Here is a 26617-nt window from a genome sequence, read left to right on the forward strand (position 1 = left end):
TTATGCAGCAGATGAATTTGCGGGCTGAAGTAAAGAATTTGATTTTTTCTTACGGCGATAAAAAGGTGCTTAATGGCATCACGTTGCCAATCTATGAAAACCGCGTGACGGCATTGATCGGTCCATCAGGCTGCGGGAAGACAACGCTGCTGCGTTGTTTCAATCGCATGCACGATTTGTATGCCAATGCCCAGTACAATGGTGAGATCCTGCTGTACCCGGATCAAAGAAACATTCTGGGTAAAGAAATCGATCCGATGGAAGTGCGCATGCGTATCGGGATGGTTTTCCAAAAGCCCAATCCGTTTCCGAAAAGCATTTACGACAATGTCGCTTACGGGTTGACTGTTCGCGGGGTCAAAAAGAAAAGTTTCATTGAAGAACAAGTCGAAAAATCCCTGCAGCAAGCCAGTCTGTGGAACGAGGTCAAAGACCGTTTACACTCTTCTGCAACGGCTTTGTCCGGCGGTCAGCAGCAGCGCCTGTGTATCGCGCGCGCCCTGGCGACAGAGCCCGAAATCCTACTCTTGGATGAACCAACATCAGCCTTAGATCCGATCTCCACTCGCCATATTGAAGAGCTGATTCAAGAGCTGCGCAAAGACGTGACCATCGCCATTGTGACCCACAGTTTGCACCAGGCAGCCCGTGTGTCCGATTTCACCGCCTTCATGTATTTGGGCGATCTGATCGAATTCGGAGCCAGCGATCAAATCTTCACCAACCCGAAAGACCAAAGAACCGAAAACTACATCACCGGCCGCTTCGGCTAAAAGGTGCCTGGTTGTTTTTTCTGGCTACAGTGCGCCGTTGGCACATCTGATCGCCTCTTCAAAAAGGTACCTGCTCACTTTTGCAGAAGCGTTGCGTTGAGTTTAGAAGATGATGTATCTAAGGCTTAGTTTGGCGTAGTAGGCGTTGCCGATGTCGACCTTGTTCTTGGGGTTGATCTCGTAGTTTTCGGCTTGGAAGAATTGACGGTCGAACGAATGGCCCATCTCTAAATCTGCGAACATGGATTTTGATAGTGGGGATTTGATGCCCACGAAGAATTTCTTTTCATCATAGAACAATCTGTCGGCGCGGTTTTCGCGGCCATAGGGCAGATAGGTCACCTGAGAAAAATCCAAACCCGTATAAGCTTGTGCGTAGTCATTCAATTTATAGTACACAGAACCTTTGATAATCCATGGGACCAGGGTGAAGAAGTTGACGCCCCATTTGTCGGCGAACTGCCAGTTCAGAGAGGCAAATGGCGCCCCCAGAACCAGGCGGAATTCCTTGGAGGGGAAGTAGAACCAGGCGAAACCCGGAAGTGGGATGTTGTTCAGGATCGGACGGTTGTTAGAATAGTTCGCCAGCAGCAGCCAGCTGCTTTTTTCGTCGCTGGGGTAAGAGTACATTGCTGTCAGACCCAGAGTTGAAACGGTGGGGTCATAGAATGGTTTGTCGCTGGCAGAACCATAATTCATCATCACAGACCACATGCGTTTTTCGCTGAGCAGTTGGGTGTAGCTTGCCCCGAGTTTGATATCGTAAAGCTCTGAATAACCATTCTGCGAAGGATCTACTTTAAGCTGATCGCCGGAAAAAGAAACACTGAAAGACTCGGAATCCGTCTTATAGACAGGCACCACCGAATTAAGTGACTGATAAGACATGTTGGCGCGTTCCTGGGGGAACTCGGCCTTATCATAAAAAGTGCCGCTGTAACTGAAGATCGTGCGCTGCTGCCCCGGCGGAGTCAGGCCCTGCGCCAATTCAAAGGCGTTGGCGAACAGGGGAGCGCTGAGAATCAAGACTGAAGCCAAAAACTTGTTCATAGAAAATTAGCATAGCGAGGTCTTTGTCAGTTCACAATGCGATTTCGTTGCGGGGGTCGAACTATCTGTCGAAAACTTACTTACATGATCTTAACTCGAGTTTTAAAAGAAGCTTGGATAGCGTGATTTCATCCCTTTTCAAGCAGGTGAATCATGTTAAGCCGAGGCAGAAAAATTCTCTTCGCTTTAGCGGCGGTGGGTGTTCTTGGGGCGATGGCCTTTAAAGAAATGACCCCAAAGCAACAAGGCTCTTGTCTGCAGATTTTTTTTGATCCAGAAGGGGAAGCTCAGGTGCAGTCCGGCCGCGCGTTCGCAGTCGCTCTGCAGCGTCTGTTGTCGCCCTATGAAGGGGTGCTAATCCACAAGGCTCCCATTGATCTGTACCAGCGGGGGATGATCGGGCTGTGTGATAAAAATATTTATATTGGAACTCATTTTGACCATCGCGTTCCCCGGGTATTCGTTGAAGACTTTATGAATGCCAGGGGGAGCGTTGCTTGGTTCGGTTACAATATCTGGCAAATGGGTCCACGTTTAGAGACAGACCTTGGATTGCGCTTCCTTCGCTCGGCAAGGCCCGATGCGCGTGGTTTTTTTGACGAGATCGTCTATGAAGGTGGGACCTTCAAAAAAAGTCGCGACAACCGCGTTTATGAACAAGTTGAACTTCTGCCAGCGGATGTTTCAAAGTTCGTAACGTTGGCAGAGTCCAGAAACTCCCGCACCCGCGAACTGGTGCCCTATATCGTACGCTCGAAAAATCGTTTTTATATTGCCGATATTCCTGAAATAGAAAACTCTGGGGGCCACGTCAGTCTGATGCTCGCTGAAGTCATGGCGCATTTCATGGAAGAAGCGACTCACTCAAAGCCCAAACCCAAATTCATCGCCGCCACCGAATAACAGGCGCCTGTTGGTGGCCCTCCGTGCGGTGGTCCAGTTTTCTGGCTACACTGCGTCTGGGGCGTCCTTCTTGGGATTGCATTGGGTAGGGCGAGTCGTTAGGCTTTAGGGATGTCATCACTTCAAACTGAAAAATATCTGGTTCGCGATAGTATGTTTAGCCTAGTGGAGCTTTCACTTCTGGCTCGTCTTTACGAAGAGTTTTGCACTCCTTCGGCATCTTCAGGGGCCATTAATAAGGAATCCCTGGCGCAAACTCTGCTGAAAATGAAGGCTACTGAAGGTAAAGGTCAGTTGAAGGTCGCTATTTTCGATACAGATCCCATCGGCTTTTTCTGGAGCTACGAAGGAAAAGTGCTGGCGCACTGGGTTCACCCGGACCATCGCAATCAGGGCGTTGAGCAAAACCTTCTAGGCGGCGCCTAGTTTCTGATGACCACTACAAAAAGCTTTTGGAGCAATAAACGCGTTTTCGTCACCCAGCCAACAGGATTTTTAGGGACTTGGGTGGTGAAAGCCTTGCTTGAAAAGAACGCGCAGGTTTTTGGTTTTGGCGAGGCCCCGTCCACCGAAACGAATCTTTTTGATCTGGAAAATCTGGGACAGAAGATCTCCATGACTTTTGGGGATTTGCGCGATGAAGCCGTTCTGCGCGAGGCTCTGTCTTTTGCGCAGGCGGATGTTGTCATTCATTTAGGCGAATCCGGTCTTTTGCAGGAAGCGCAAGCCCGGGCCCTGGAAACCTTCAGTAAGGCGGCTCTGGGCACGGCAACACTGATGGAGCTAATGCGTGAAACAGCCTCGGTTCGTGCTGTCGTGGTTGTTAGTTCTGACAAGGTCTATGCCCGCAAAACTTCTCAGGACGCTTACACGGAAGAAGACCGTGTTGCGGCATCTGCGATCCTGCCCACGGCAAAACTTTGTTCCGAATTAATTGCGATGTCTTATCGTCAGACTTTTTTTGCGTCGGAAAAATACAACAAACATAAAATCGCCATCGCCACAGCCCGTATGGGATCTGCCATAGGGGGCGGGGATTTCACTGAGCAGGCCCTGATTCCTCAGGCAGTAAAAGCGTTTGTCGCAGGCGAGGCCTTTACGCTAAGAAATCCTCAGTCCCTGCGTCCGTGGATCGCCGTTCAGGATCAGGTCGAGGGTCTTTTGGCATTGGCGGAAGGTTTGATTGAAAAAGGTCCAAAGCTTGCGGCCAGCTATAATTTTGGTCCTTCGGAAGTTCACGCCGTCGGCGAAGTGGCGCGCATTTTAGCAGAAGAATGGGGTGCAAAGGCACAACTTTCTTTGAATGAAGAGATAAAATCCACACCGTCCCGTCACGGTGAGCTAAATTCGCATCTGGCAAAGCAGGATCTAGGCTGGGAACCACAGCGAAACCTGCAAAACACTCTAAAAGAAACCATTCAGTGGTATAAAGAATTTTATTCTTCTGCGACTTCTGCTAAGTTGTAGGGATGGCCTTTTTCGGATTAACACTGCAAAAAATTTCTCATTTAGTCAGCCCCAAGGATCTTGCGACCCTTGAACAGATGCCCGTTGCCGAAAAGGCTTTCAAGATTCTGAAGTCCTTTGCCCTGGACAGTCATCGCATACAAAAAGCCGATGACGGAGGTCTGGAGATCCACTTTGTCTTTGCTGAAGAAAGTTCGCTTAAAAAGTCCTATGTCAGCGTCACCGAAGATAGTGAGGGTGGAGAGCTGACGTTCCACTGTGCCCAGTGCGCACAAAGCCGCAAGGATGCCGACGATATCTGTCAGCACGAATGGGCCGCTTTGATTCTGATCTGGTGGGCCTTGTCTGTGGATCGCGGATTCCTGCGTAATCATAGTTTTCAAGTCAGCAACTTCTGTGAAGACTTCTGGGATCTGACAGAGACGAAAAAAGCCGAACGCGGAGAAGGCGATGCCAAAGGTCTCCCGTCGGATTTGAAACTGGAATCCTTGTCGCTGGTGACAGAGCCTCTTTCTCTGGACGAAGCGCTTCCGTTAGAGGACTTCCTGCCGGAAGTATCGATGCCTTATGAGTTGGCGCACGTAGCTGACAGTGAGGATGGTTCAACCGGAGCTGTGTGGGGGCTGCCGCAGGCCTTCCGAGGCAACCCACAAAAAGAAACCGTGTACTGGGCTGACAGTAAGAATCAGCACCAGCTTGCCGGGATTCTTCGTTATAATTTTAGCGACGGAGTGGCTGTCAGCAGCAAAGATATCCTGCGCCACGCCTATCGGGCTATTGTGCCCAGAGACCTGCTGCCAGCCCCTGCGCGCAAAGAAAGTTTTGAAGTTTTGTGGCCTCTGCTTCCCAGTGATCCACACCGCTTCTTTAGTCGTGATTTGCTGGATATTGAAGCGGTCATGCAAGAGCTTTTAAATCGCATCATCCGTCGCGTGAACAAAGGGGATTTAAAGTTCTTCGTGCAGGATCTGAAAGACCTGGGGAAGGCTTTGCAGATAAGAAACATTTCTGTTGAAGCTGAACACGCCTTTCAGTGGCAGGTCGAATTCAGCGGGGAAGAAGAAGTTCGCACCTCGGCTGTTTTGCGCGCCAAGAAGCCTCAAGAGCGTTATGCGTTCTTTGATAACTTTGCCATCGATTTTGGGCTGGGCCATCTGGTGGCCTTCGGCTGGAAAAAAGAATTCGAAGCGGTCGAGCAGTTCTATTCACGCAAGCTGGGTACGGAAAAGCCATTGCATTTTTCGCACTTGAATGTGGAGGGAAAAAGCGAGACGGCGTCTTTCATGAAGTTCCTGCGCAGTCGTGCCCTTCCAGTGAAAGTTGAAGGTGGCAGTCACGATGTGGGTGCCAATGGCAGCGTTTTAAATTTGCACCATCAAGATGATGCCGGTTTTACCATTGAAAAAGTATTCCATCTTTCTGAAGCTCAAAGTTTTTCTCAGAATGGCTTTAGCACGCCTGTTGTTATGATTCTGCGCACGCTGCAGGAGGGGCTTGGGTTTCTTCTGCAAAGTGAAGTCAAGACCCTGGCATCAACCAGCTTCAAGAAACGTGAATGGGACCTGAAGCTTTTAAAGCATCTGGGGGCCTTGCAGTATCTGACACTTGAAACCTTAAGCCTTCATTTCGACAAGCAACTTACGGATGGCACGACCTGCAGTCCGCAGAATCTGTTGAAAGTGGTGTCTTCAAAAATCCACTCGCTGATTGTGACCGGGGACGGTGTTAGTTTAAACAAAACCCAACCTCTGGACGAGTTGTGCTCCAAAAGCACTCTGAGTGTGTTTGAGGACTACGTTGCAAAGATCCTAAAAATGCTGGCTGAACGGGAGGCCGTCTACAGTCCCAAAGGGGAATACCTTTTCTCCGGCTCTGTTGAACGTGAGTTCCGCGTTGTTTATGAGATACTAAAATACATGGCGCTTTCCACGCAAGGATCTGCGTTTAAGCGGGCGCGCACCGGGATTTTAACTAAAATCTGGGACGGGAAGCTTGAAGAAGATCCGATGCTGGAAAAAGGACATTTCTTTATGCCAAGCTGGGGGAAGGAAGATGTCACTCCCACACAGTCGCTGGGACTTCTGCAGCCTTTGATGGATCATGGGATTCGTCTGTATGTGCGCGGTCAGCGTTTGGAAGAACTGGCCAAAGACGAATTTGTCGTGGATTTCCAGATCGTCAGCAAGCTTGATGAAGGCATGTTGAATTGGTTTGAGCTCAATCCGCGCTTCTTCCTGCAAGGGCAGGAGATCGATTCGAAACAACTCAAAAGCCTGGGCGGCGGCGGCGTTATTGAATATAACGGCCGATTCTATCTGGTTCCTCGGACTGAGATCCCGTCTTTGCGTCGCTTGGAAGGATTCTGGAACAAGCTGCAAAAAGGCAAACGGGAATCCGGCAAAAAGCCGTGGACTGACAAGTACTATCAATTGCCCAAGCATCAGGCTTTGGAGCTTTTGGCTTTGCGCGCATCAGGTTATAGATTCCGTGGCGATGAAGAATGGAAAAAGATTTGTAACTTCTATGATCACCTGGGATCACGCACGGACTTGGTGAAGGTGCCTGACACGGTCAAAGCGGATCTGAAGACCTATCAACACGAAGGCTTCCAGTGGCTTTTGGATTTGTACACCCTTCGTATGGGGGCTTTGCTTGCCGACGACATGGGTCTGGGGAAGACCTTGCAAGCGCTTTGTTTCTTGGAATATCTAAGAACGCAGAATCAACTGGGACAGGTCTTGATCGTTGTGCCGTCAAGCCTGGTCTATAACTGGGAAAGTGAAGTGGCGAAATTCACGCCAGGCCTGCCGTTTGAAATCTTCACCAGCAAAGACCATGACCGCATTGGAAAACGCCTGGAAGCCAAAGAGCCCTTGGGCGTTGTGACGACCTATGGTCTGTTGATGGAAAACGGCGAGTTCCTAAGTCAGTACAATTGGAATGTTCTGATCTTCGATGAAGCTCAGAATCTTAAAAATATCTCTGCCAAGCGCACCAGCTCTGCGCGTATGCTCAATGCACGCTTTAAGCTGTGTTTGACGGGGACTCCGCTGGAAAACCACTATGGCGAGTTCTATTCTTTGCTGGATCTGGTGGTCCCGGGAAGTCTTGGGAAGTACGATGACTTCCGCCGTCAGTTTGTGAACACCGATGTGGTTCTGTTAGAGGACGTGGAGGATCTAAAACTTAAAACCAAACCACTGATCCTTCGTCGATCCAAGAAAGAAATTCTGAATCAGCTTCCTGAAAAACAGGAAACCAAAGTCAGCATTGCCTTTGAAGAAAAACAGAAAAAAATCTATCGCGACATTGCGATAGCGTACAACGAGCGCATTCAATCCTCGATCAAAGAGGTGGGCGAAAATCAGTCTCAGCTTCAGATGCTCACAGCCTTGTTACGCCTTCGTCAGGCGTGTTCTGATCCAGGGGCTTTGCCGGAAGTGAAGTACGATAAAACTCCGCCAAAATTAGAGGCCCTTATGGATTCCCTGCAGGAGATTATCGAGTCCGGCGAAAGTGCGCTGGTCTTCACTCAGTTCCTGCAAACGCTTGAAAGAACTGAAAAGCTTTTGCGGGCGGTGGGCATTCCGGTGTTTGTCTTGCACGGGGCTATTCCGACCAAGCAACGGCAGAAGATTTTAAAGGATTTTAACGAAACTCCGGGTGGGGCCGTTCTCGTGATGACACTGAAAACAGGCGGTGTGGGTCTGAATTTGACCAAAGCCAGCTATGTCTTCCACTTAGAGCCTTGGTGGAATCCGTCAGTGGAAAATCAAGCCACAGACCGGGCGCACCGTCTGGGGCAGCGCAAGGCCGTGCAGGTGTTCAGATACATCATGCACGAATCACTGGAAGAAAAAATGGAGCTTCTAAAGGAACGCAAAAACCGCAAGTTCCAAAGCTTGTTCTCGGAAGCCGAAGCCACCACGGACCTTGCCGGTGCCGGAGGAGCCCTCAGTAAAGAGGACTTCGACTTCCTACTCGGCCTCAAATAAAAGGTACCTGCTGGGGCACCCTCCGCAGGGGGACCCACCCCAGTTTTGCAGAAGGTACCTGCTCACTTTCGCAGAAACATGCGTTGTCAGAAGGTACGGCGTACCTTTTGGTGCTCTGGTTAATGGTGAATTCTAAATATATGATATCACTAAGCAATTAAGAATTTCTTGATGCTTTTCAATTAAATATGACCATGTTATAATGACCATAGTTATTTGGAGGCTATTTTGACTCAAAAATATCCCGCAGGAAAATTTAAAGCAGAATGCCTTATGCTGATGGACCGTGTGAAGAAGTACGGTCAGGCAGTGACTATTACCAAACATGGTAAACCAGTTGCGAAGCTCGTTCCTGCTGATGCCGACGCGGATGTTTCTGAGCTGGATAGTCCCTTTGGCATTTTAGCAGGCACCGGAGAGATCAAAGGCGATATCGTGGGTTCTCTGAATGAAAAATGGGATGCGGATGAAAAATAGTTCTATCCTGTTAGATACGCATGCTTGGATTTGGGTGTGCCTAGGGCATGAAAAAATGGCTAAATCTGCCTCGAGAAAAGCGATTGAGAAGGCGTTTCGTGAGCATCAGTTGGCAGTCTCTGCCATTTCTCTTTGGGAAGTGGCGATGCTTGAGGCTAAAGGGCGTTTGGCGTTGACGCAACCTTGTCAGGATTGGCTTGAGCAAGCTGTTGCAAAGATGCAAATTGAGGTTGTGCCGCTTTCCGTTGATATAGCAGTCGAATCAAGTCGGCTTCCCGGAGGTTTTCACGGCGACCCGGCAGATCGCCTCATCGTCGCAACAGCTCGTAAAAACCGATACACCTTGGTCACTCAAGATAGCCTTATTTTGTCTTATGGAAAGCAGGGATTGGTAAATACCATGGCCTGCTTCTAAATATAAGCATTCGTGAAGTTTCTACCTGTATAAAATCCTGACAGTTTATGGTTTTCAGGTCTTCCGTTATAACTATGCGGTCTAATCTCTTTTTTGGTTATAAAGGACGCTTTTTGAGACTTTATACATCCTTAGTTCTTTGCAGTTTCCTAGCGCTGTCAGCCTGTGCGTTTAAGAAGGACGACGGGGAAAAATCCAAAGGGGCTTCTGAGCCGTCTCCGGCGACTGACGTTGTAGAGCAGATTAAGTCTGAGCGCGCAAAGGAAGCGTTCAGCGGACAGCTTGACGATGAAAATGTTCAAGTTTCGTTTCAAGAAGCTGAGATGGGACGTTATCAGTTAACGATCGCATGGCCGAAAGGTATTTCCAGTGTAATGCTGGTCGTGAATGGGAAGAAGGCGATTGTAACTGATGCAAGTTCAACAACCGCAATTGTAGAGCAAGGAGCGGAGCTGGCCATTGAGCTTACAGCAATGGACTCATTAGGTGCGCCGATGTCTGTTTATGCTGTTACTCGCAAGGCTCCGGTAGATGTTATAGTCTCGACCCCACGTTATTTGAGCGAAAACACATCTATTAATGCAAACCGTCTCTACCTTCTTTCGGAGGGATTTTATGTCACTAATGGTTGGCACCTAAGTATTTCCGCTAATAAAATGTACATTCAAGATGCAGTGAATAAGGCGGACAGACTGTTTCCATCCTACGCCAAAATCCGCACGCAAAGCGCTCAAAATATCGGAAACGAGCTCTTTGAAATCCGCAATTCCAGCATCACCATCACGGCCAAAAAAGCCGTGGGAACGCTGAGTGTCGCTCTGATAGGTTTCAACGGTCGTGATGGAAAAAGCGGGGAAGAACTAGAAAAACAGGGAAAGATTTCTCGCCAAAGAAATCCCAAGCTTGACGGTGCCAATGGTTCAGATGAAGTAACCAGACGTATCCCAAAGACACCCGATAGTCCTCCACAACTTATCTGTGTGCGTGCCGCAGGTAATGGGCAAGACGGTGCGCAGGGTGCTCCCGGTGCCAATGGTGCAAATGGTGAAAATGGCGGCGATACCGGCAACCTTCTTGTGACCATCGATGACTTCAGCGAATTCTCACTAGAGGTGGGAACACAAGTGGGCAAGGGTGGTAAAGGCGGTTTGGGAGCTCCAGGTCACGAAGGCGGTAATGGGGGCGCTCCAGGTAAGACATTCGGAGTCTGTGCCCAAGTTCCAAGTGCCGGTAAAAAAGGAGCTAAAGGTGCTGACGGAGCGAATGGGTCTGACGGTTTGAACGGTAAAGTCGGTGCCATTTCTTCGAATGTTACGAAGCAAAAGATCTTTGATCTAAATGTAGTTCAAAACCCATAAAGTTGGATATTGTTGTTCCTTATATCTCATGTCCTGAGCATGCTCCGCTTTAGCACCTGGAGTAGTAACTAAGAACAACGGCCGAGCTCTAGTTTTAAGGTTGCAGTATTTCCTTTGCGAAATTTCTGAAGGTATCCAAGTGGTCGTTGGCAACTTTGGCGACGATATCCCAATCGATTTTTGAGTATTCGTGTACCAAAAGGTTGCGAAGACCGACGGACTTTACTAAGGCCTGTGCAACCTCCGTCGAGATCTTTTTCTCCTCCGCGAGAAGTACGAAGGATTCAGCCATCGTAGTAGGTGTACGTCCGCCACTTTCGGCCAGAAGGTGCGAAGCTAAATCCACACAAACCTGTACAGCTCTTTCAAGGTTGATAGAAATAATATCCTGAAGATCAAAATCTTTACGAAGGTCATCCGCGGCAAAAGGCTTTTTGCTTTCGATTCGTTCGATACAATTTCTCAGGGATTCAATTTTTTGATGGAGGACTTCTATGGTCATGATTTTAGAAACCTCTCTCTTTTTGCTTTTAAGATGCGCTGATAGTAGGGCTGGAAATCGGCTTGGTCAAAAAGCATTCTTTTCATAATTTGAGCAAAAACGGCCGTTTCCTTGTGCACCCATTTTGCTGTATGCAGGGACTCTTTCAAGATCACTCCATTGGCCGTATTCAGATCCAACAGATCAACTTCTTTCCTTAATAGAAGAGTCAGTTCGTTGATGTACTCGATCTTCTTTTCGGCGTTTATTGGGCGATCTTCGGCAAGGCAGATGTCAACATCGCTATCAGGACGAGGATGGCCTTTGGCGTAGGAGCCAAAATAGCCGAGAACAGACACGTTCGGGTGCTTTTTTAGAAAGGTCTGTAATGCTGTTTCAAGATCAGCGATTTGCATAGGCATACCAAATTATACGAAAGCCCCCTCCGAAAAGGTACCTGCTTACTTTCGCAGGAGCACTGCGTCGCAAGGGAGCGTGCCGCTACCGGAATAGCTCTTCCTGCGACTCCTTGATATAGCTGAGGCCCTCTTCATACATCCTTTCGCCTTCAGGCGGACAGGGATGAGGATGGGCAAAGCTCATGTCGTTCTTCCAGTTAAAACATTTCTTTTCACCCGGGATGCGGATGTTGAAAACAACACTCCAGTCGCCATCAAACCATGCGGATTGCCCCAGATGGAAGATGCTTGCGCCAGAACTGAAGTCTTTCGGGCGCAGTAAAGAGCGTCCGATAAATTCCGGTGCCTTGGTGCCGGTCAGATCTGCCAAGGTCGCAGCGATGTCAGGTTGTGAATAGGCTCCTGGCAAAAGTTTGTGTTCGATCGGGCTTTTTTTGTTTTTGTCGATTGAATGATACTTGATCAAAAACGGGATGGCGTAGTGTTCAAAAATACTGGCTCCGCCATAGGTGGTGTGGTCTGCGACCAGCACCAACACCCAGTCTTTTTTCCATTTTCTTTTTTTAAGCTTTTCATAAAAGCCCTGCAATTCATGATCGGCCCAATAGTGCGGGGTCTTATAGCGATGGCGATCGGCCTTGGCAGGTAAGCGGTCATCATGGGTGGAGTTTGTGTTCACACCAATCAGCATGGGTTCTGGCAATTCATTCATCTTGCTGTCGACGAAGTTGTAAAGACTTTCATCGAAAACACCCCAGGCGTTTTGTTCCAGCGATTCGACGTTGGGGATTTCCCGTTTTCCGTAAGAAGACTGGAAGCCGCTTTTTAAAACCAGCAAAGCCGTCCCACTGGTGAATTGATCCGATCCTTGGAAGAAGGCCGAGCTATAACCTTTTTCCGTCAGCAGGCGAGGCAGGCAGGTGAAGTCCTTGCTTTCGATTTCTGAAAACATAATGCTTTTTCCCAAAGGATTGGGAAGGCTGCACAAAGAGGCAAAAAGCCCCTCGGTGGTGCGATGGCCACCAGCCAGGAACAGTTCCGTGCTTAAAGATTCTTTGCGAAGTTTGTTGAAGAAGGGAAGGACTTCGATGCCGTCTGCGTCGATCTTGCCAACGTCTGTGCCCCACCAGCTTTCAAGGAAGACGATGATGACATTGCCATCAAATTTCCCGATCGGCTCTGTAATGCCCCGCTTGGTGCGCCAGTTTTTATATATTTCCGCAGTGTTAAGATGGTCGGACGAATGAATGAATTCCTTGCTGCTTTTTTTGCCTCCCAGCGCCGCCCAGACAATGCCATAGGCTCCGTTCAGAGCAACCACGGCGCCCTGGGGGCCGCCGCCCGCGCGATAGGCCCAGGACACATCTTGTGGGATGCCTTCAAATCCACGGAACCCCACCACGGCGATCACCGCCACCATCAGCATGGCAAAAAGGCGACCGGTGATACCACTTTGTGGTTTGTAGGTTGGGGCCAGCCACAGATTCAAGAACGAAGTTGAAAGCAAGGACACCAGGACGGCCAGCCAATAACGGCCGAAAAGATTCAGCATCGAGCCTTCAACGGTGAACAGGGAATAGACCTCGTAAGACAGATGGCGGCCGGTTTCGCGGGCATAAAGACTGTCTGTCACGATAAAGACGATATAGATCCACAGGAGCAGGAAGTTCCAGCGTTTCGTGGCTTTGGGTGAAAGCTTAAACAGCAGAATCAACCAATACAGTAAAAGATAAATGACCGAACCAATAGCCAAGTCAAAATGCCAGCCATACAAAAAGGCGCCGAAGGTTTCCGAGATTTTAGAAAGCTCCGTGAACTGCCAGATATTCAGGTAAAAGGCTACAAAGGCACGCAAAAGCAGGCCCAATAAGGTAATGCGGAAAAGAAAACCGAAAGACGACAAAAGAAAGCGCATGCTTTGGTGGTATCACCAAAAGACGGCCCCTTATATTTGTGAAGCTGTGCGCAAGGAAGTTTTTCGTGCTTGGACACCTATTCTGTTCAGTCGTGCTCCCTAGAAGGGTAGCGCATGGCGCCATTGGTGCTTCCCTCATGACGAGGTCTAGATGAAATGCTAGGTTTTCTCTTTAAAGTTAACTTATTGAGAAGCTTAATCTTTTATGAAGTCGTTCGGTCCTTTTTTGGATAGCAAGTACAAGTGGAGTCTTTTGGCCATTGATGTCCTGTTCTTTGCGGTGATCGCAATTGTCATCAGTCATCTTCGTTTGGGGGCCAATGTTGAAGATATTTTATTCCAACCACAACTGCTGTTCTTAGGACTCGTAACAGTTTTAACTTTGTACATTTTCGGTGGTTACGATTTAGATCAGGGGCTTTCAAAGTTTGCGGTGGTCTTCCGTCAGTTCGCTGCCATGCTGACTTCGGCTGTGATCATCGTTCTTGTGAACTACTTGTTCTCGATTGATCGAGCGGGTTTGTTTGGTCGTGGCGTCTTGTTGGGAACAATCCTTGGATTCTTTGTGGGGTCGATGTTCTATCGAACGATGGTTCTGGGGATGTTGGATTCCGTTCGCAGTAAATTCAGTTGGCTGGTTCTAATCGATGAAAAAGATAAAGTCTTTTTTGAAGGCGACCGTCACAGACTGGGTTTTCAAGGAAATATTGAATTCTTTAATCCCATCACGGCCTCTGTTGCAGATTTGGATGCAAAGCTTAATAAGCTGTGGTCCGGTGTGGTTGTGGGTGTGCGATCTTCCCAAGTGGGTGTGGATGTTTTGCAGCTATTGATGAAAGCTAAGTTTTCTGGTCACGGAGTGATGGACTTGGGACGCTTTTATGAAAAGCACTGGCTGAAGGTGCCTGTTTATTTCCTGGATCCGGAATGGTTTATATCTTCTGAAGGTTTCGAGTCGATCAGTCACCCGGTGGCGCTTCGGGTAAAGCGCATCTTTGATATTATTCTTTCCATTGTGATCTTTGTTCCTGCACTGCCGTTCATGCTTTTAACTGCTCTTCTTGTGAAGCTTGAAAGCCCAGGGCCGATTATTTACAAACAAATCCGCACGGGCAAAGACGGGCAGTTGTTTTCTATCTATAAATTCAGATCCATGCGCTCGGATGCCGAAAAAGACGGGGCGAAATGGGCGCAGAAGAATGATGCCCGTGTCACCCGCGTAGGTAAGTTCATTCGTTTGACCCGCCTTGATGAACTGCCCCAACTTTGGAATGTCCTTAAAGGGGACATGAGCTTTGTAGGACCCCGTCCAGAGCGTCCCGAGTTCAATGAAATGCTGGCAAAAGAAATTCCGTTCTATAATTTGCGTCACATGATGCAGCCGGGGCTTACTGGATGGGCGCAGGTGCTATATCCTTATGGGGCCAGCGTCGATGACTCGCGCGAGAAGCTGCAGTACGAGCTTTATTATGCCAAGCACTACAATCTGTTGATGGACTTGGTGATCTTCCTAAAAACAATTCGTGTGGTTCTGTTCGGGCGGGGGCGCTAGTGATTTATCTGTTGTTGTTATCCTTGATTGGAACTCTGACAACCCAGTCCGGTATGGACATCTTTGTGACATTGACGGTTCTGACTTTGTTGGTTCAAGCGATTCGCAAAAAGGGTCCAGAAGGATGGAAGCTATTCAGTAAAATGAATCTGGAAGCTTTTTGGATTTTTTGGTTAGGCGTGATTGCTTTGGGATTTGTTCTGAATGGTCACTTTGACGGACCTCTTTGGAAGCGCTTGGGGGAAATGCGTTGGATTTTAATTTTGTATCTGATGGTTTCGGCTTATCAGTATGTGAAGTTAGATCTTGAAAAGATTTTAAAGGTCGTCCTTGGCGTTGGTGTTTTCGTTTCTATTTTGTCGTTGGTGGTTTCTGCCGTGAAGGGGGAAGATCGCGTTGGTGGGATCTTGAACAACCCAATGACCACGGCCCACTCCTACAGTCTCGTCTTTTTGGTTCTTTCAGGGGTTTTCCTATATCGCTGGCAGCAGCTTTGGGCCAACAATCGTAAGGAATTCTATGCGTGGTTCCTGTCATTGGCTGTGATGGGTATCACCTTAGTCTTGACCATGACTCGTGGGGTGTGGATTGCGCTGTTTGCGGGTGTGTTGGTTATAGCGATTGCCTTGAGCTGGCGTTTGGCATTAGCGGTCTTGGGGATGGCCATCGTCTTTGTCGGTGGGCTTTTCATGTTCTGGCCGAAGTTCCATGATCGCATCATGTTTGCCTTCAACTATCAGAATAACTATGACAGCGAACGCATAATTCTTTGGAAGACCAATTGGATGATTTTCAAAGATCACCCTTGGTTTGGCGCGGGTTATGGCCAGAATTATGACCTGCTTGGCAAATACTATGCAATGCAAGGTCTGCCGGAAGATCAGTTTACAGGGCATGCGCACAATCAGTTCCTGCATATGCTGGCGGGGACGGGGATTGTTGGGTTGATTTGTTACCTATTCATTTATTTCTATTTTGTAGGGCAAGCCTGGAAGATCTTTAAATCATCCTGGGCTTCTGTTTACGAAAAGGCTATTGCAATTGGGATCTTTGGCGCTTTGATTGGCTTTGCATTTGGTGGTTTGACTGAGTCTAACTTCGAGCATGCCAAGGTGCGGATGGTATTGATCTTTATGTGGGCTTTGTTGGTGTTTGTTAAATGCAACATAAGTCAAAAACGCATTTAGGAAACATGAAGGAGTTGTCGCTGTAGCAACAACTCCTTTTGGACACACATTCTATTTAACGGATAAAGATTTTTTTACAGCTGCAACGATTTTGTTTTGGGACACTTCATCTAAATACGGATGCATTGGAAGGCTGACCACGCGATTTGCAGCCACCTCTGATTTTGGATAGTCACCCTTTTGGTGTTTTCCGGCGTAGACGGGCTGCAAGTGTAACGGAATTGGATAATGAACGGCTGTTGGGATGCCTTCGTCTTTCATTTTTTGAATGAAGCTGTCGCGATTATCTACTTCGATCGTATACTGAGCAAATGCGGATTTGTTGTGAGGAAGAATTTGTTGGACCTTGGCGACACCATTTAAGAGTTCTGCATAGCGTGATCCTATCTTTTGGCGAAGTGCGATTTCGTCATCAAAGATTTCCATTTTTGCTAATAGGATTGCTGCCTGCAGAGTATCCAAGCGGCCATTGATTCCGACATCTGTATGGTAATATCTTTTCGCCTGCCCATGAGTTCTAAGAATTTTAAGTTTCTCCGCAATAATGTCATCGTTGGTAAAGCAGGCACCGCCGTCGCCATAGCACCCCAGGGGTTTAGATGGGAAGAAGCTTGTGCATGAGATTGTTGTTAAATTGCAGGACTTTCTATCTTTATACGAAGCCCCAAAACTTTGTGCGGCGTCTTCGATGGTAATTAGATTGTATTTTTTAGCGATGGCTTCAATAGCGTCATAATCGGCACACTGCCCGTAGAGGCTAACTGGGATGATAGCTTTTGTTTTGCTTGTGATTTTTTCCTCAATACGGTTTGCATCGATGTTGTAGGTGTTACTGTCAATATCAACGAAGACAGGGACGGCCCCAAGGAGGCTGATTACTTCTGCGGTGGCAAAAAAGCTGAATGGGGTAGTGATTACTTCATCTCCGGGCTTTATTCCGATGGCCATTAATGCGAGCAGAAGAGCGTCCGTTCCATTAGCATTTGAGATACAGTGTTTGGCTCCTGTGTATTTGGCTAGACGGTCTTCAAGTTCAAAAACCTCGGGACCCATGATGTATTGGCCGTTTTCGAGGACAGTGTTGATTCTTTCTTGAATTAAATTGTGAATTCTTTTTTGCTGTGACTTAAGATCTATAAATTCCATCTTTGTTCCTTCCGGGCTAAAATCGCATGATGTCGATAATTGGTAAAAAACACAAGTAGGCAAAGAGAGGCCATTTTAAGAATATAATGTGGCGCATCAAAAAATGCGAAAAGCTAAAAATACTCTAGGCCTCTTTAATGGTTGATTATCGGCATAACGGGACTATTCTTTGTCAGAAACATAACGATGGGTACCAATTGAACTCGCGCTACCAAATTATCAGAAATAGTTTGTGGGGAAATCTCAATATTGCCTTTAGGTATGGGTTGTCTTTTGTAGCAACGGCGGTCATAGCTTCGCGCTTTGGTGCCGAGGATTTTGGTCTTTATCAGCTGGTTTTTACATACTTGGGTATTCTTGATGGAATCAGCCTTCTGAGTACGGTTCATCTGCGAAACTATCTTATAGAAAACCCGGATAATGAGAAATACGTGATTGGTGCGTGGATGGCGCAAAGTGCGGTTCTCTGGTGTTTGATTACGGGCCTTATTTTAGTGTTTTCCTGGTATGGTGATGAGAAGCTATTTTACATTTTGATGCTTATGGCTTCGTTGAGGCTGTTCTTTAAGATATTTGAGTACCCTCAAATTATCTTTGACTCACGGGTGCGTAACGACCTTGTTCAAAGGATTCAGATTTTACAGCATGGCGTATTTAATGTTTTGAGGATTTTGTCGGCAATGATGTTTGCGAACTTGGTTGCTCTGACATCGGTTACTTTTATTCAAGGAATCATATCAACCTGTTATCAGGTTTTAATGTTGCGTAGATCTGGTTTTCGGGAAGCGCCAGCTTTTCGTTGGGACGTTTTTAGGGATCTGGTTAAAGTCGGATTTCCATTGGCGTTTATGAGTTTCTTGTCGGTTTTTCAGACAAGAATTGTGGGGGTTTTGGTAGCGGAGCGAATGGGGGCTGCAGCGTTCGGAAGTTTCCAGTTGGTATTCCGCCTGCTGGAGCCTGTTATGGCGATTGGGCTGGTGATCTTTGGGACTAACTATACGACTCTGGCTCATACTAGAAAAACCCAGCCAGAGATTTTCAAAAAGAGATTCTTAAAAGTGGCTGTGATAACTGTGTGTGCAAGCTTCCTGTTTTCTTCCGTAGTGGTCATGGTCCCCGCAAATCTGTTGGTTAAGATTTTCGGATCTACCTATAAAGAAAGTTTTGAGCATTTGTGGATGGGGGTAGGTGTTGTCGTATCAGGCACCATCTTTTCTGTCGGTATTCAATACGACATGCTAGTTTACCGCTACAGACTGCCTCTTATTAAGTATCTTCTAGTGATCGGCCTGTATTGTACTGCTGTTCTATCATATAGTGGAGAAATTACTCTAGACTGGGCATTGCTACTTTATTCCGCAGTTCCCCTTCTTGTTTCGTTCTTGGCTTTATTCCGTAGATGGTTTGGATCCGCTGTCGATTTGTAGGTAAATTTTTTTTAATCCCTTGTGCGGACGCGGGTTTGACTGCGGCGGACGCGCTGAAATTCTGATCTTTGTTATGACACAACAGATGTGTTTACAACGACTTAGATTATGAATAATATTCCTTACCATTCAGATATCGAACATAAGGATACGAAATGACAAATGAACTTGTGCAAAAGTTGAAATCAAAGAAAGCGAACATTGGTATTGTTGGCTTGGGTTACGTGGGTTTACCGTTGGCTCTTCGTTATGCGGACGAAGGCTTCAAAGTTGTTGGCTTTGATATCGATAATGCGAAAGTGGCAATGATCGGCGAGGGGAAAAGTTATATCGAACACATTCCAAGCACAGGAATCGCAAAAGCCGTCAGTGCCGGATTTTTTGCGACAACAGACTTCACAAGAATTAGAGATGTTGATGCAATCATTTTGTGTGTGCCTACTCCGCTAAACAAATATCGTGAGCCTGACTTGAGCTTTGTATTGAATACGACCGACAACATTGTGCCGCATTTGCGTAAAGGTCAGGTGGTTTCGCTTGAAAGCACGACTTATCCGGGGACTACGGATGAAGAGCTCAAGCCACGTGTAGAGTCTGGTGGATTGAAAGTCGGTGAAGATGTATTCCTTGTGTTCTCGCCAGAGCGTGAGGATCCGGGTAATCCTAATTTTAGTACGAAGACTATCCCAAAAGTCGTTGGTGGATACTCGCCAAACTGTCTAGAGGTTGGTGTAGCTCTTTATAATGGTGTCATCGATAAAGTAGTTCCAGTCTCCTCAACAAAAGCTGCAGAGATGACGAAGCTTTTGGAAAACATTCACCGTTCTGTGAATATCGGTCTTGTTAACGAAATGAAAATGGTTTGTGACAAGATGGGTATTGATGTGCATGAAGTGATTGATGCTGCCTCCACGAAGCCTTTTGGATTTGTGGCATACCGTCCGGGTCCTGGTATTGGTGGGCACTGTATCCCTATTGATCCATTCTATTTAACGTGGAAGGCCCGCGAATATGGCATGCATACTCGCTTCATTGAATTGGCAGGTGAAATCAACAGCTACATGCCGAACTATGTAATGAAGAAAGTTGCTGTGGCATTGAATGACCGCGAAAAATCGGTAAAGGGTTCAAAGGTTTTGGTTCTGGGTATTTCCTATAAAAAGAATATCGATGATATGCGTGAATCACCATCCGTTTTTTTGATGGAAAAGCTTCGTGATGATGGTGCTGTGCTGGATTATCATGACCCACATGTTCCGGTTTTCCCTAAGATGCGTGAACACAACTTTGATCTTAAGAGTGTTCCGTTGACAGCAGAGTCATTGCAAAAATACGATTGCGTTGTTTTGGCAACAGATCACGATAAGTTCGATTATGATCTTATTTTAAAGAACGCTAAGCTGATTATTGATACTCGTGGTAAGTACCGCAAAGAATCTCCGAATCTAGTAAAGGCATAGTAATAATGAAAAATTTTGCTATTATCGGTGTTGGGGGCTACATCGCCCCTCGGCACCTGGAAGCTATCAAAGAGGCGGGTCACAATCTTGTGGCAGCATACGACAATAAGGACTCTGTGGGAATCATGGACCGTTACTTTCCGGATTGTCAGTTCTTCACTGAGTTCGAAAGATTCGAGTCTTTTGTTGATTCGCTGAAGGGCACACCTCAGCAAGTTGAATTTGTCTCTATCTGCACCCCGAACTATCTGCATTCTAGTCATATCAAATTTGCATTGAGCCACGGTGCTCATGCTATTTGTGAAAAACCGCTGGTGCTTACAACCAAAGAGTTGGACGAATTAGTTGTTTATGAAAAAAAATATGGGCGTAACGTTTATACAGTTCTTCAGTTGCGGGTTCATGATGCGATTTTGGCTTTAAAGAAAAAAATCGAGTCCGAGGGGCGAAAGGACTATAAGATCACCTTGGATTATATGACTTCGCGGGGACAATGGTATCACGAGTCTTGGAAGGGCGATGTGAAGAAATCAGGTGGTCTATCCACTAATATTGGTGTGCATTTCTTTGACATGCTGACTTGGATTTTTGGTGAAGCGAAGGAAGTGATTAGTAAAAGTAAAACTGCAGACTTTGAGGCGGGTTTTGTGAAACTAGAGAAGGCGGATGTGGAATGGTCTTTGACGATTGATCGTAAGCGTTTGCCAGAGGCTGCTGTTAAGTCGGGTAAAACGACCTTCCGTTCTATTCGAATTAATGGTGAAGAATTTGAATTTTCTGAAGGTTTCACAGAGCTTCATAAAAGGGTTTATGGCGACATTTTGTCTGGTAAAGGTTATGGCTTAATGGAAGCCCGTCCCGCGATTGCTATCGTTGAACAGATCAGAGGATCGCTGTGAGCTACACCAAACATGAAACGGCCATTGTAGATGCAGGAGCTGAAATTGGTGAGGGCACTCGAATTTGGCATTGGGTGCACATTTGTAGCAAATCTAAAATTGGTAAGGGCTGTTCGTTTGGTCAGAATGTCTTTGTAGGAAACAACGTTACCATTGGAAACAACGTCAAGGTCCAGAACAATGTGTCTGTATACGACAATGTTCACTTAGAGGATGATGTTTTTTGTGGTCCGAGTATGGTCTTTACAAATGTTTACAATCCACGGTCTGCTGTAACTCGCAAGGATGAATATCGCGATACGATTGTAAAAAAAGGTGCCACTATCGGAGCAAATGCGACGATTGTATGTGGTGTGACTCTGGGTGAATATTGCTTTATAGGTGCTGGCGCGGTTGTTAATAAGGATGTTAAGCCGTTTGCATTGATGGCCGGGGTTCCTGCTAGGCAGATCGGCTGGATGAGTCGGTTTGGTGAACGAATGGAGCTGCCATTGCAGGGGAGCGGTGCGTGGAAATGTCCGCATACCGGTGATGAGTATGTTCTTACAAATGGTCAAATTGATTTGAAGGTGTAGATTTCGATGTGTGGTATTAGTGGAGCTGCTTCGTTAAAGAGAGAGAGGATACAGAGCCTTTCCAAAAAGATTTCTTGGATGAATAAACTTATTGCCCATCGCGGTCCTGACGGTGAGGGAGTTTGGTGTAATGATGCTGAGTCTGTTGGTTTTGGTCATAAGCGCCTAAGTATTTTGGATCTTAATGGTGGAGCACAGCCAATGTCTAACGAGAATGGCTTTACTATCTGCTTTAATGGAGAGATCTATAATTACATCGAGCTGAAGAAGGAGTTGTTTGAGTATCGATTTAGAACTAATTCCGATACAGAAGTTTTGTTAGCCGCATACCAAAAGTGGGGTAAGGACTGTCTAAATAAGCTGCGTGGAATGTTTGCGTTTGCTATTTGGGACGACAAGGAACAGACGCTTTTCTGTGCTAGAGACCAGTTTGGAATTAAGCCATTTTATTATACGATACAAAATTCAGTTTTGTATTTTTCGTCAGAAGCTAAGGGATTGTTGCCCTTTGTTAAAGACATAAAAACTGACCCTGAGGCATTAAAAGAATATTTGGTTTTCCAATTGTATCTAGGAGAAAAGACGCTTTTTGAGGGTATCAATCAACTGGAGCCGGGTCATTATATTGAGGTCAAGTGTGGGGAGGTCTTCAAGAAAAGGTACTGGGAAGTAAGTTATGAATTAGATTTCCATCATACTAGTGCCTATTTTGAGGAGAAACTCCGCTATCTTATGGATCAGTCTGTTGAGCTTCACACCCGTAGCGATGTGCCGATCGGTGTGTATGTCAGTGGGGGATTTGACTCAGGGGTAGTTGCGGCACTGGCGAGTAGGCATCGGCCTTCTGATCTACTTGGATTCACGGGTAAATTCTCAAAAGAAGGAAATGATTTTGATGAAAGTCCCTATGCTCGTTGTATTGCGGAAAAATACGGTTTGAGTCTTTATGAAGAAGATATTTCCGCGAAAGATTTCATAAATGATATAGAGAAGATTATCTATCACCTTGACTATCCGGTTGCCGGGCCAGGGAGTTTTGCGCAGTATGGAGTATCGCGATTGGCGTCCAAGCATAGAAAAGTCGTACTTGGAGGACAGGGGGGAGATGAAATATTTGGTGGATATACAAGATATCTGATTGCCTACTTCGAACAGTGTATTAAAGGTGCGATTGAGGGGACACTTCATAGTGGGAACTTCATTGTTACTTATGAATCCATTATTAAGAATCTGCAGGCTTTGAGTACTTACAAGCCGATGATTCAGGAGTTCTTCTCTAAAGGTATGTTTGAGCCATTAGATAAGCGCTATTACCACCTTATTAATAGGGCACCTCAAATGACTGATTTCATAAATCATGAAGCTTTAGGCGGGGTGGATCTTTTTGCGACATTCCAAAGAGTTTTCAATGGGGACAATGTTCAGAGAGGTTCTTATTTCGATAAAATGACTCACTTCGACTTCAAAACGCTTCTTCCTGCTTTGTTGCAGGTAGAGGATCGCATGAGTATGGCGTGGGGATTGGAGTCGCGAGTGCCATTTATTAATGTTGATATTGTTGAATTTGCGGCACGAATCCCTCCGGATGTTAAATTCAAAGATGGTACCTTGAAGAGGCTGCTGGTTCATTCTATGAGCAGTCATCTTCCCGACGAGGTCAATAATAGAAAAACAAAAATGGGTTTTCCTGTGCCTTTGACAACTTGGATGAGAGGCGAAGCAAGGGAGTTTATGATGGATATCTTTGCTTCGGCCTCGACGAAAAACAGGGATTTTGTCATGTTTGATAAGGTTTCTGCCGTAATGGAAAAAGAGTCCAAGTTCGGTCGCAGTGTATGGGGGCTGTTGTCTCTAGAGTGTTGGCATCGGGCTTTTCATGATAAGGCTTCAGATTATCGATTTAAAGAGTAATTTGCGCTTGGGGTTTGAATGGTGAAAAAGAGTGCAGTTTTTTTTACGCATGATCATTGTAATAATATTGATAGACGAATATTGAAGTTTGCAGATGTGTTGCTTGAACATAGCTTTTCAGTTCATATATGTGCGTATTCTGATAGCGGTTATGTTCAGAAGACATTGTCCGAGAATGTAACGGTAAGTGGTGATGTTGTCCGGCCAAGCGAAAGTTCTGGTGCTAATGATCCAGTTTGGAAGGGGTCCGCGCCAAAGGCTAATAGTATCTGTAAGCCAAGCTTCTTTATTCCGGCGTTGGATCTTCGTTTGCGTCGTTCAGTCGTTCAGTGTTTTCGTTTGTTGGGGCTAAAGGATAGTGCCTTATATCATAAATCAAAGCAGCTATATTCATACGTAAAGGGGATCTCCTTTAGGAGGCCCCAGTTTGAGATTTTAAAGAAGACAGTGTTCTCGGCGGGCTCGGCATTTAGCACTATAAATGACAAAGATCTTCGGACCTTAGAGAAGATTGTCAAAGGTCAATGTGACATTGAGGCATTGAAAATACCTGATGGTGTTGCAACTGATTGGTATCCTTTAGGATTCACAGAGTGTTTTAAACGTCAGTCTCGTTCTTTGCAGGCAGAATTGGTGATCGCCTGTGATTTGCCGGCACTTCCAGCAGCTGTGGAGTTTGCGCATAGGACTAGAGCTAAACTTATTTACGACGCCCATGAGATGTATCCTTTTCAGAAGGAGTTTTCAGAGAGGCAGAAGTTGGTCTTGGCATACTACGAGGCAAAGCTTTTACCTAGGGTTGATGTTTGCGTAACAGTTTCTGATAGAATTGTTGAGTTTATGAAGAATGTTTATGGCAAACATTTGCCAATCTACTGCATTAATAATTGCGCTGATTTTGTTGATGGGAATGGTGTTAAGCGTGTTCTGCGTGAAAAATGCGGAATCAATTCAACAGATCCCGTTTTTCTATACCATGGGGGCTTTAGTGAAGGTCGGATGTTAAAGGAGCTCGGAGAAGCGTTTCTTTCTTCGTCAGTGATGAAAGAAAGCTATTTGGTATACCTTGGAAGTGGTCAGTTGAATTCGGAACTACGTACTTTGGCCAAAACCTCCAAAGGTAAGATTTTTGTGTTGGACGCTGTAGCTCAGGAGGATCTGCCTGGTTATATTTGTGATGCAGATTTTGTGACGATTCTTTACCCTGCTCTCGATGAAAATACTAAGAATGCATTCCCAAATAAGCTTGGAGACTGCATTACATTAGGCGTACCTTTTTTTGGCAGCAGTGAAATGCTGACTCTTCATGATGTGGCAGAACGGTTCTCCATTGGCTATGTTGGCTTAGCTCGAACTAGAGAGCAGATCTCTCGAGAGTTGACTGCTGCCATTTCTTGGAGAGCTAACAATAAGAATTTTGATTTTCAAGGTGCTCGTGGTGCTCTAGGCTGGGGTGCTCAAAGGAAACAATTTGAGTCATTAGTTTTGTCGCTTTTTTGAAAGTCTCTCAAGAAGAAGACTTTTGTCTTAGGTTGGTCTTGTGCTGTATTTGCCCGCTATACATCTTTTATATAAATGATAGATGGTGAGTGGGATTCATGACGGGACTAATTTGGAATTCTAAACTCACTTGTACTAAGGTGGTAAGGTAATGAAAATAGATAAAGCACTTTATGAATCGAGTGAGGTTTGGGATCAATCTCTTCAGAAGGGTCAAGCTAATCTTATTCAGGCGATAATAGATTTTTGGCCGCCTGATGTAAAGAATGTTCTTGATGTGGGATGTGGAGATGGGAAAATCACACACGCATTGTCTAACCTAACGAAGGCTGAATTTACAGGGCTTGATTCAAGTAGTGAAGCTCTTTCTCGCCTGAATATTAACAGGATAGATGGAACTGCTGATCAATTGCCATTTCCTGATAATTCATTCGATCTTGTAATGACTACGGATGTCTTTGAACATCTGCCTGATGAAGTAGAATCAAAGGCATGGAAAGAGCTGTTTAGAGTCTCAAGGAAGTGGGTTTTGGTCGTCGTTCCATTTAGAGAAAATCTAAGTGATGCAACTACGACATGCCCTAATTGTGGTTATCGCTATCATGTTAATCATCACCTTCGTTCTTACGATTTTGAAAATATTTACCAGCATGTAAATGACGAATGGGTTATTCAACACACAGTCCTATCCGGTGAAAGCTGGAGTCCCATGTTGCCTATGGAGACGGAGTTTCGAAGGGCTATTTTTGAAGAATATTCTGGGTGGGACTCTTCGATCTGCCCGAACTGTCATCATAAGGGATCAAAAGCAGATGACTCTAAGCAACTGAGTAAGTTAACTGCAGCCTCTTTGGGAAAGCAAATCTATAAGGATTTAGAAAAAAATCGCTACCACAGGTCGCATAGTGAAATCATGACCGTATTTTCCAAAGGAGATTGCAGTAAATACTCAGCCCCAATTAAAATCCGTCCTGCAATATTTAAACAGCAAGCTTCGAACATTGATTTTAATGTTCAGAAGCCCACAAACAACTTGGTCCCATTTCCTCAAGTATCACAAGTAGTTCACGGAGCTGATCAAGGGTATGTAATTCAACTTCCAGTCTACGATAGTAATTTGTTATCTATGTCTTTTGTGCGCAGCAATTCGCATGCAAACATGGAAATAAAGATATCTATTGAAGATGGTATCGGTTTGTTGTTTTCAGGTGTTGCGCTGCTTGCTGGGGAGTTTGAGAAGACGCTTCACTTTCACCGTCCCGTTAGCGTTGGATATTATGGTGCTCTAGTTAGAGTTTCAACCATTGACAGCTTAAAATCCATACAGTTCGGGCATTCGCCCGAAGTATACTGGGTTACGCCAGAGGGGAATGGAGCAAGTTATATCCATATTGAAAAAAATGACGTTTTTTTGCAATTCTTTGAGTCTTCTTGGTTTGATGCAAAAGCATTAGACCAATTACACCATAGGCAGGAACCAAAAAAGTGGAATTGGTATGAGGTAATTACGGACATTGAGAGAGGGGCCGAGTTAAATCGTGAGAAAAGTCACTACGCTAAGGATAGCCTCAAACTCCAAAGTGATTTTGACAGTCTTTTGAGTTCTTATAATTCTATATACGAAAAGTCCAAGTTTATTGAGGCTCGTGTTGGGCGCCGGATCAGGGCAATTGTTAAACGTGTTCTACGTTTAGTAAAGTTATAACT

Annotated in this window: 22 protein-coding genes; 17 read left to right on the forward strand and 5 right to left on the reverse strand. The window is 45.9% G+C overall.

Annotated elements, in window-relative coordinates; genetic code table 11:
• Positions 1 to 2: 2 nt before the first annotated feature.
• Positions 3 to 773, forward strand: coding sequence for a phosphate ABC transporter ATP-binding protein PstB (pstB, locus tag ACZ50P_RS07305; protein ID WP_464120781.1), 771 nt, complete (start codon positions 3 to 5; stop codon positions 771 to 773).
• Between the two features lie 102 nt (positions 774 to 875).
• On the opposite strand, the gene ACZ50P_RS07310 is transcribed toward pstB, so the two are convergent.
• A complete protein-coding gene (locus ACZ50P_RS07310; protein WP_464134688.1) occupies positions 876 to 1823 on the reverse strand; it encodes a hypothetical protein in 948 nt (315 codons plus the stop codon).
• A 153-nt stretch (positions 1824 to 1976) separates the two neighbouring features.
• Between ACZ50P_RS07310 and ACZ50P_RS07315 the strand changes: the two genes are divergently transcribed.
• From ACZ50P_RS07315 to ACZ50P_RS07345, 7 genes are all read left to right on the forward strand, one after another.
• Positions 1977 to 2726 (forward strand): hypothetical protein, encoded by a 750-nt coding sequence (locus ACZ50P_RS07315; protein WP_464134690.1) that lies wholly within the window; start codon positions 1977 to 1979, stop codon positions 2724 to 2726.
• Between the two features lie 111 nt (positions 2727 to 2837).
• Positions 2838 to 3152, forward strand: coding sequence for a hypothetical protein (locus tag ACZ50P_RS07320; protein ID WP_464120785.1), 315 nt, complete (start codon positions 2838 to 2840; stop codon positions 3150 to 3152).
• 6 nt (positions 3153 to 3158) lie between these two features.
• Positions 3159 to 4193 carry an NAD-dependent epimerase/dehydratase family protein gene (locus ACZ50P_RS07325; protein ID WP_464134693.1) on the forward strand — a complete coding sequence of 345 codons (1035 nt, stop codon included), beginning with the start codon at positions 3159 to 3161 and terminating at the stop codon, positions 4191 to 4193.
• 2 nt (positions 4194 to 4195) lie between these two features.
• Entirely contained in the window at positions 4196 to 8188 is a 3993-nt protein-coding gene (locus ACZ50P_RS07330) for a DEAD/DEAH box helicase (protein WP_464134695.1), read from the forward strand.
• Positions 8189 to 8416: 228 nt separating this feature from the next.
• Entirely contained in the window at positions 8417 to 8665 is a 249-nt protein-coding gene (locus ACZ50P_RS07335) for a type II toxin-antitoxin system Phd/YefM family antitoxin (protein ID WP_464120789.1), read from the forward strand.
• A complete protein-coding gene (locus ACZ50P_RS07340) occupies positions 8655 to 9080 on the forward strand; it encodes a type II toxin-antitoxin system VapC family toxin (RefSeq protein ID WP_464134697.1) in 426 nt (141 codons plus the stop codon). Before ACZ50P_RS07335 ends, ACZ50P_RS07340 begins: the two co-directional genes overlap by 11 nt.
• A 74-nt stretch (positions 9081 to 9154) precedes the next feature.
• Entirely contained in the window at positions 9155 to 10438 is a 1284-nt protein-coding gene (locus ACZ50P_RS07345) for a hypothetical protein (protein WP_464134699.1), read from the forward strand.
• Between the two features lie 94 nt (positions 10439 to 10532).
• Here ACZ50P_RS07345 and hepT read toward each other — a convergent pair whose 3' ends face one another.
• The 3 genes from hepT to ACZ50P_RS07360 form a co-directional block, all read right to left on the reverse strand.
• The gene (gene hepT / locus ACZ50P_RS07350) at positions 10533 to 10940 is read right to left on the reverse strand and encodes a type VII toxin-antitoxin system HepT family RNase toxin (RefSeq protein WP_464120792.1); all 408 of its coding nucleotides are present in this window, start codon (positions 10938 to 10940) and stop codon (positions 10533 to 10535) included.
• Entirely contained in the window at positions 10937 to 11341 is a 405-nt protein-coding gene (mntA, locus tag ACZ50P_RS07355) for a type VII toxin-antitoxin system MntA family adenylyltransferase antitoxin (RefSeq protein ID WP_464134702.1), read from the reverse strand. Before mntA ends, hepT begins: the two co-directional genes overlap by 4 nt.
• Positions 11342 to 11420: 79 nt before the next feature.
• On the reverse strand, positions 11421 to 13253 hold the full coding sequence (locus ACZ50P_RS07360; protein ID WP_464134704.1) for an LTA synthase family protein: 1833 nt from the start codon (positions 13251 to 13253) through the stop codon (positions 11421 to 11423).
• Positions 13254 to 13458: 205 nt separating this feature from the next.
• On the opposite strand from ACZ50P_RS07360, the gene ACZ50P_RS07365 reads away from it, so the two are divergent.
• Positions 13459 to 14805 carry an exopolysaccharide biosynthesis polyprenyl glycosylphosphotransferase gene (locus tag ACZ50P_RS07365; RefSeq protein WP_464134706.1) on the forward strand — a complete coding sequence of 449 codons (1347 nt, stop codon included), beginning with the start codon at positions 13459 to 13461 and terminating at the stop codon, positions 14803 to 14805.
• Positions 14805 to 15992, forward strand: coding sequence for an O-antigen ligase family protein (locus tag ACZ50P_RS07370; RefSeq protein WP_464134708.1), 1188 nt, complete (start codon positions 14805 to 14807; stop codon positions 15990 to 15992). The genes ACZ50P_RS07365 and ACZ50P_RS07370 overlap by 1 nt, the downstream gene beginning before the upstream one ends.
• Positions 15993 to 16043: 51 nt before the next feature.
• Here the strand turns inward: ACZ50P_RS07370 and ACZ50P_RS07375 are convergent, their stop codons facing one another.
• Positions 16044 to 17138 carry a DegT/DnrJ/EryC1/StrS family aminotransferase gene (locus ACZ50P_RS07375; RefSeq protein WP_464134709.1) on the reverse strand — a complete coding sequence of 365 codons (1095 nt, stop codon included), beginning with the start codon at positions 17136 to 17138 and terminating at the stop codon, positions 16044 to 16046.
• A 197-nt stretch (positions 17139 to 17335) separates the two neighbouring features.
• On the opposite strand from ACZ50P_RS07375, the gene ACZ50P_RS07380 reads away from it, so the two are divergent.
• The 7 genes from ACZ50P_RS07380 (at position 17336) to ACZ50P_RS07410 (ending at position 26615) form a co-directional block, all read left to right on the forward strand.
• Complete coding sequence (locus tag ACZ50P_RS07380) at positions 17336 to 18565, forward strand: oligosaccharide flippase family protein (protein WP_464134712.1); 1230 nt, start codon at positions 17336 to 17338, stop codon at positions 18563 to 18565.
• A gap of 155 nt (positions 18566 to 18720) precedes the next feature.
• The gene (locus ACZ50P_RS07385; RefSeq protein ID WP_464134713.1) at positions 18721 to 20025 is read left to right on the forward strand and encodes a nucleotide sugar dehydrogenase; all 1305 of its coding nucleotides are present in this window, start codon (positions 18721 to 18723) and stop codon (positions 20023 to 20025) included.
• Between the two features lie 5 nt (positions 20026 to 20030).
• Entirely contained in the window at positions 20031 to 20924 is an 894-nt protein-coding gene (locus ACZ50P_RS07390; RefSeq protein ID WP_464134716.1) for a Gfo/Idh/MocA family protein, read from the forward strand.
• A complete protein-coding gene (locus ACZ50P_RS07395; protein ID WP_464134717.1) occupies positions 20921 to 21499 on the forward strand; it encodes an acyltransferase in 579 nt (192 codons plus the stop codon). Before ACZ50P_RS07390 ends, ACZ50P_RS07395 begins: the two co-directional genes overlap by 4 nt.
• Before the next feature lie 6 nt (positions 21500 to 21505).
• Positions 21506 to 23410 (forward strand): asparagine synthase (glutamine-hydrolyzing), encoded by a 1905-nt coding sequence (gene asnB, locus ACZ50P_RS07400; RefSeq protein WP_464134720.1) that lies wholly within the window; start codon positions 21506 to 21508, stop codon positions 23408 to 23410.
• Positions 23411 to 23428: 18 nt separating this feature from the next.
• Positions 23429 to 24910, forward strand: coding sequence for a glycosyltransferase family protein (locus ACZ50P_RS07405; protein ID WP_464134723.1), 1482 nt, complete (start codon positions 23429 to 23431; stop codon positions 24908 to 24910).
• A 151-nt stretch (positions 24911 to 25061) separates the two neighbouring features.
• Positions 25062 to 26615, forward strand: a complete 1554-nt coding sequence (locus ACZ50P_RS07410; protein WP_464134725.1) for a class I SAM-dependent methyltransferase — start codon at positions 25062 to 25064, stop codon at positions 26613 to 26615.
• The last annotated feature ends 2 nt before the right edge of the window (positions 26616 to 26617 follow it).

Source organism: Bdellovibrio sp. CKG001, assembly GCF_055397465.1.

Bases quoted from the DNA above. Each gene is read 5' to 3' on its own strand.
- pstB (WP_464120781.1), top strand. From the start codon at position 3: ATGCAGCAGATGAATTTGCGGGCTGAAGTAAAGAATTTGATTTTTTCT.
- ACZ50P_RS07310 (WP_464134688.1), bottom strand. From the start codon at position 1,823: ATGAACAAGTTTTTGGCTTCAGTCTTGATTCTCAGCGCTCCCCTGTTC.
- ACZ50P_RS07315 (WP_464134690.1), top strand. From the start codon at position 1,977: ATGTTAAGCCGAGGCAGAAAAATTCTCTTCGCTTTAGCGGCGGTGGGT.
- ACZ50P_RS07320 (WP_464120785.1), top strand. From the start codon at position 2,838: ATGTCATCACTTCAAACTGAAAAATATCTGGTTCGCGATAGTATGTTT.
- ACZ50P_RS07325 (WP_464134693.1), top strand. From the start codon at position 3,159: ATGACCACTACAAAAAGCTTTTGGAGCAATAAACGCGTTTTCGTCACC.
- ACZ50P_RS07330 (WP_464134695.1), top strand. From the start codon at position 4,196: ATGGCCTTTTTCGGATTAACACTGCAAAAAATTTCTCATTTAGTCAGC.
- ACZ50P_RS07340 (WP_464134697.1), top strand. From the start codon at position 8,655: ATGAAAAATAGTTCTATCCTGTTAGATACGCATGCTTGGATTTGGGTG.
- ACZ50P_RS07345 (WP_464134699.1), top strand. From the start codon at position 9,155: ATGCGGTCTAATCTCTTTTTTGGTTATAAAGGACGCTTTTTGAGACTT.
- hepT (WP_464120792.1), bottom strand. From the start codon at position 10,940: ATGACCATAGAAGTCCTCCATCAAAAAATTGAATCCCTGAGAAATTGT.
- mntA (WP_464134702.1), bottom strand. From the start codon at position 11,341: ATGCCTATGCAAATCGCTGATCTTGAAACAGCATTACAGACCTTTCTA.
- ACZ50P_RS07360 (WP_464134704.1), bottom strand. From the start codon at position 13,253: ATGCGCTTTCTTTTGTCGTCTTTCGGTTTTCTTTTCCGCATTACCTTA.
- ACZ50P_RS07365 (WP_464134706.1), top strand. From the start codon at position 13,459: ATGAAGTCGTTCGGTCCTTTTTTGGATAGCAAGTACAAGTGGAGTCTT.
- ACZ50P_RS07375 (WP_464134709.1), bottom strand. From the start codon at position 17,138: ATGGAATTTATAGATCTTAAGTCACAGCAAAAAAGAATTCACAATTTA.
- ACZ50P_RS07385 (WP_464134713.1), top strand. From the start codon at position 18,721: ATGACAAATGAACTTGTGCAAAAGTTGAAATCAAAGAAAGCGAACATT.
- ACZ50P_RS07390 (WP_464134716.1), top strand. From the start codon at position 20,031: ATGAAAAATTTTGCTATTATCGGTGTTGGGGGCTACATCGCCCCTCGG.
- asnB (WP_464134720.1), top strand. From the start codon at position 21,506: ATGTGTGGTATTAGTGGAGCTGCTTCGTTAAAGAGAGAGAGGATACAG.
- ACZ50P_RS07405 (WP_464134723.1), top strand. From the start codon at position 23,429: ATGGTGAAAAAGAGTGCAGTTTTTTTTACGCATGATCATTGTAATAAT.
- ACZ50P_RS07410 (WP_464134725.1), top strand. From the start codon at position 25,062: ATGAAAATAGATAAAGCACTTTATGAATCGAGTGAGGTTTGGGATCAA.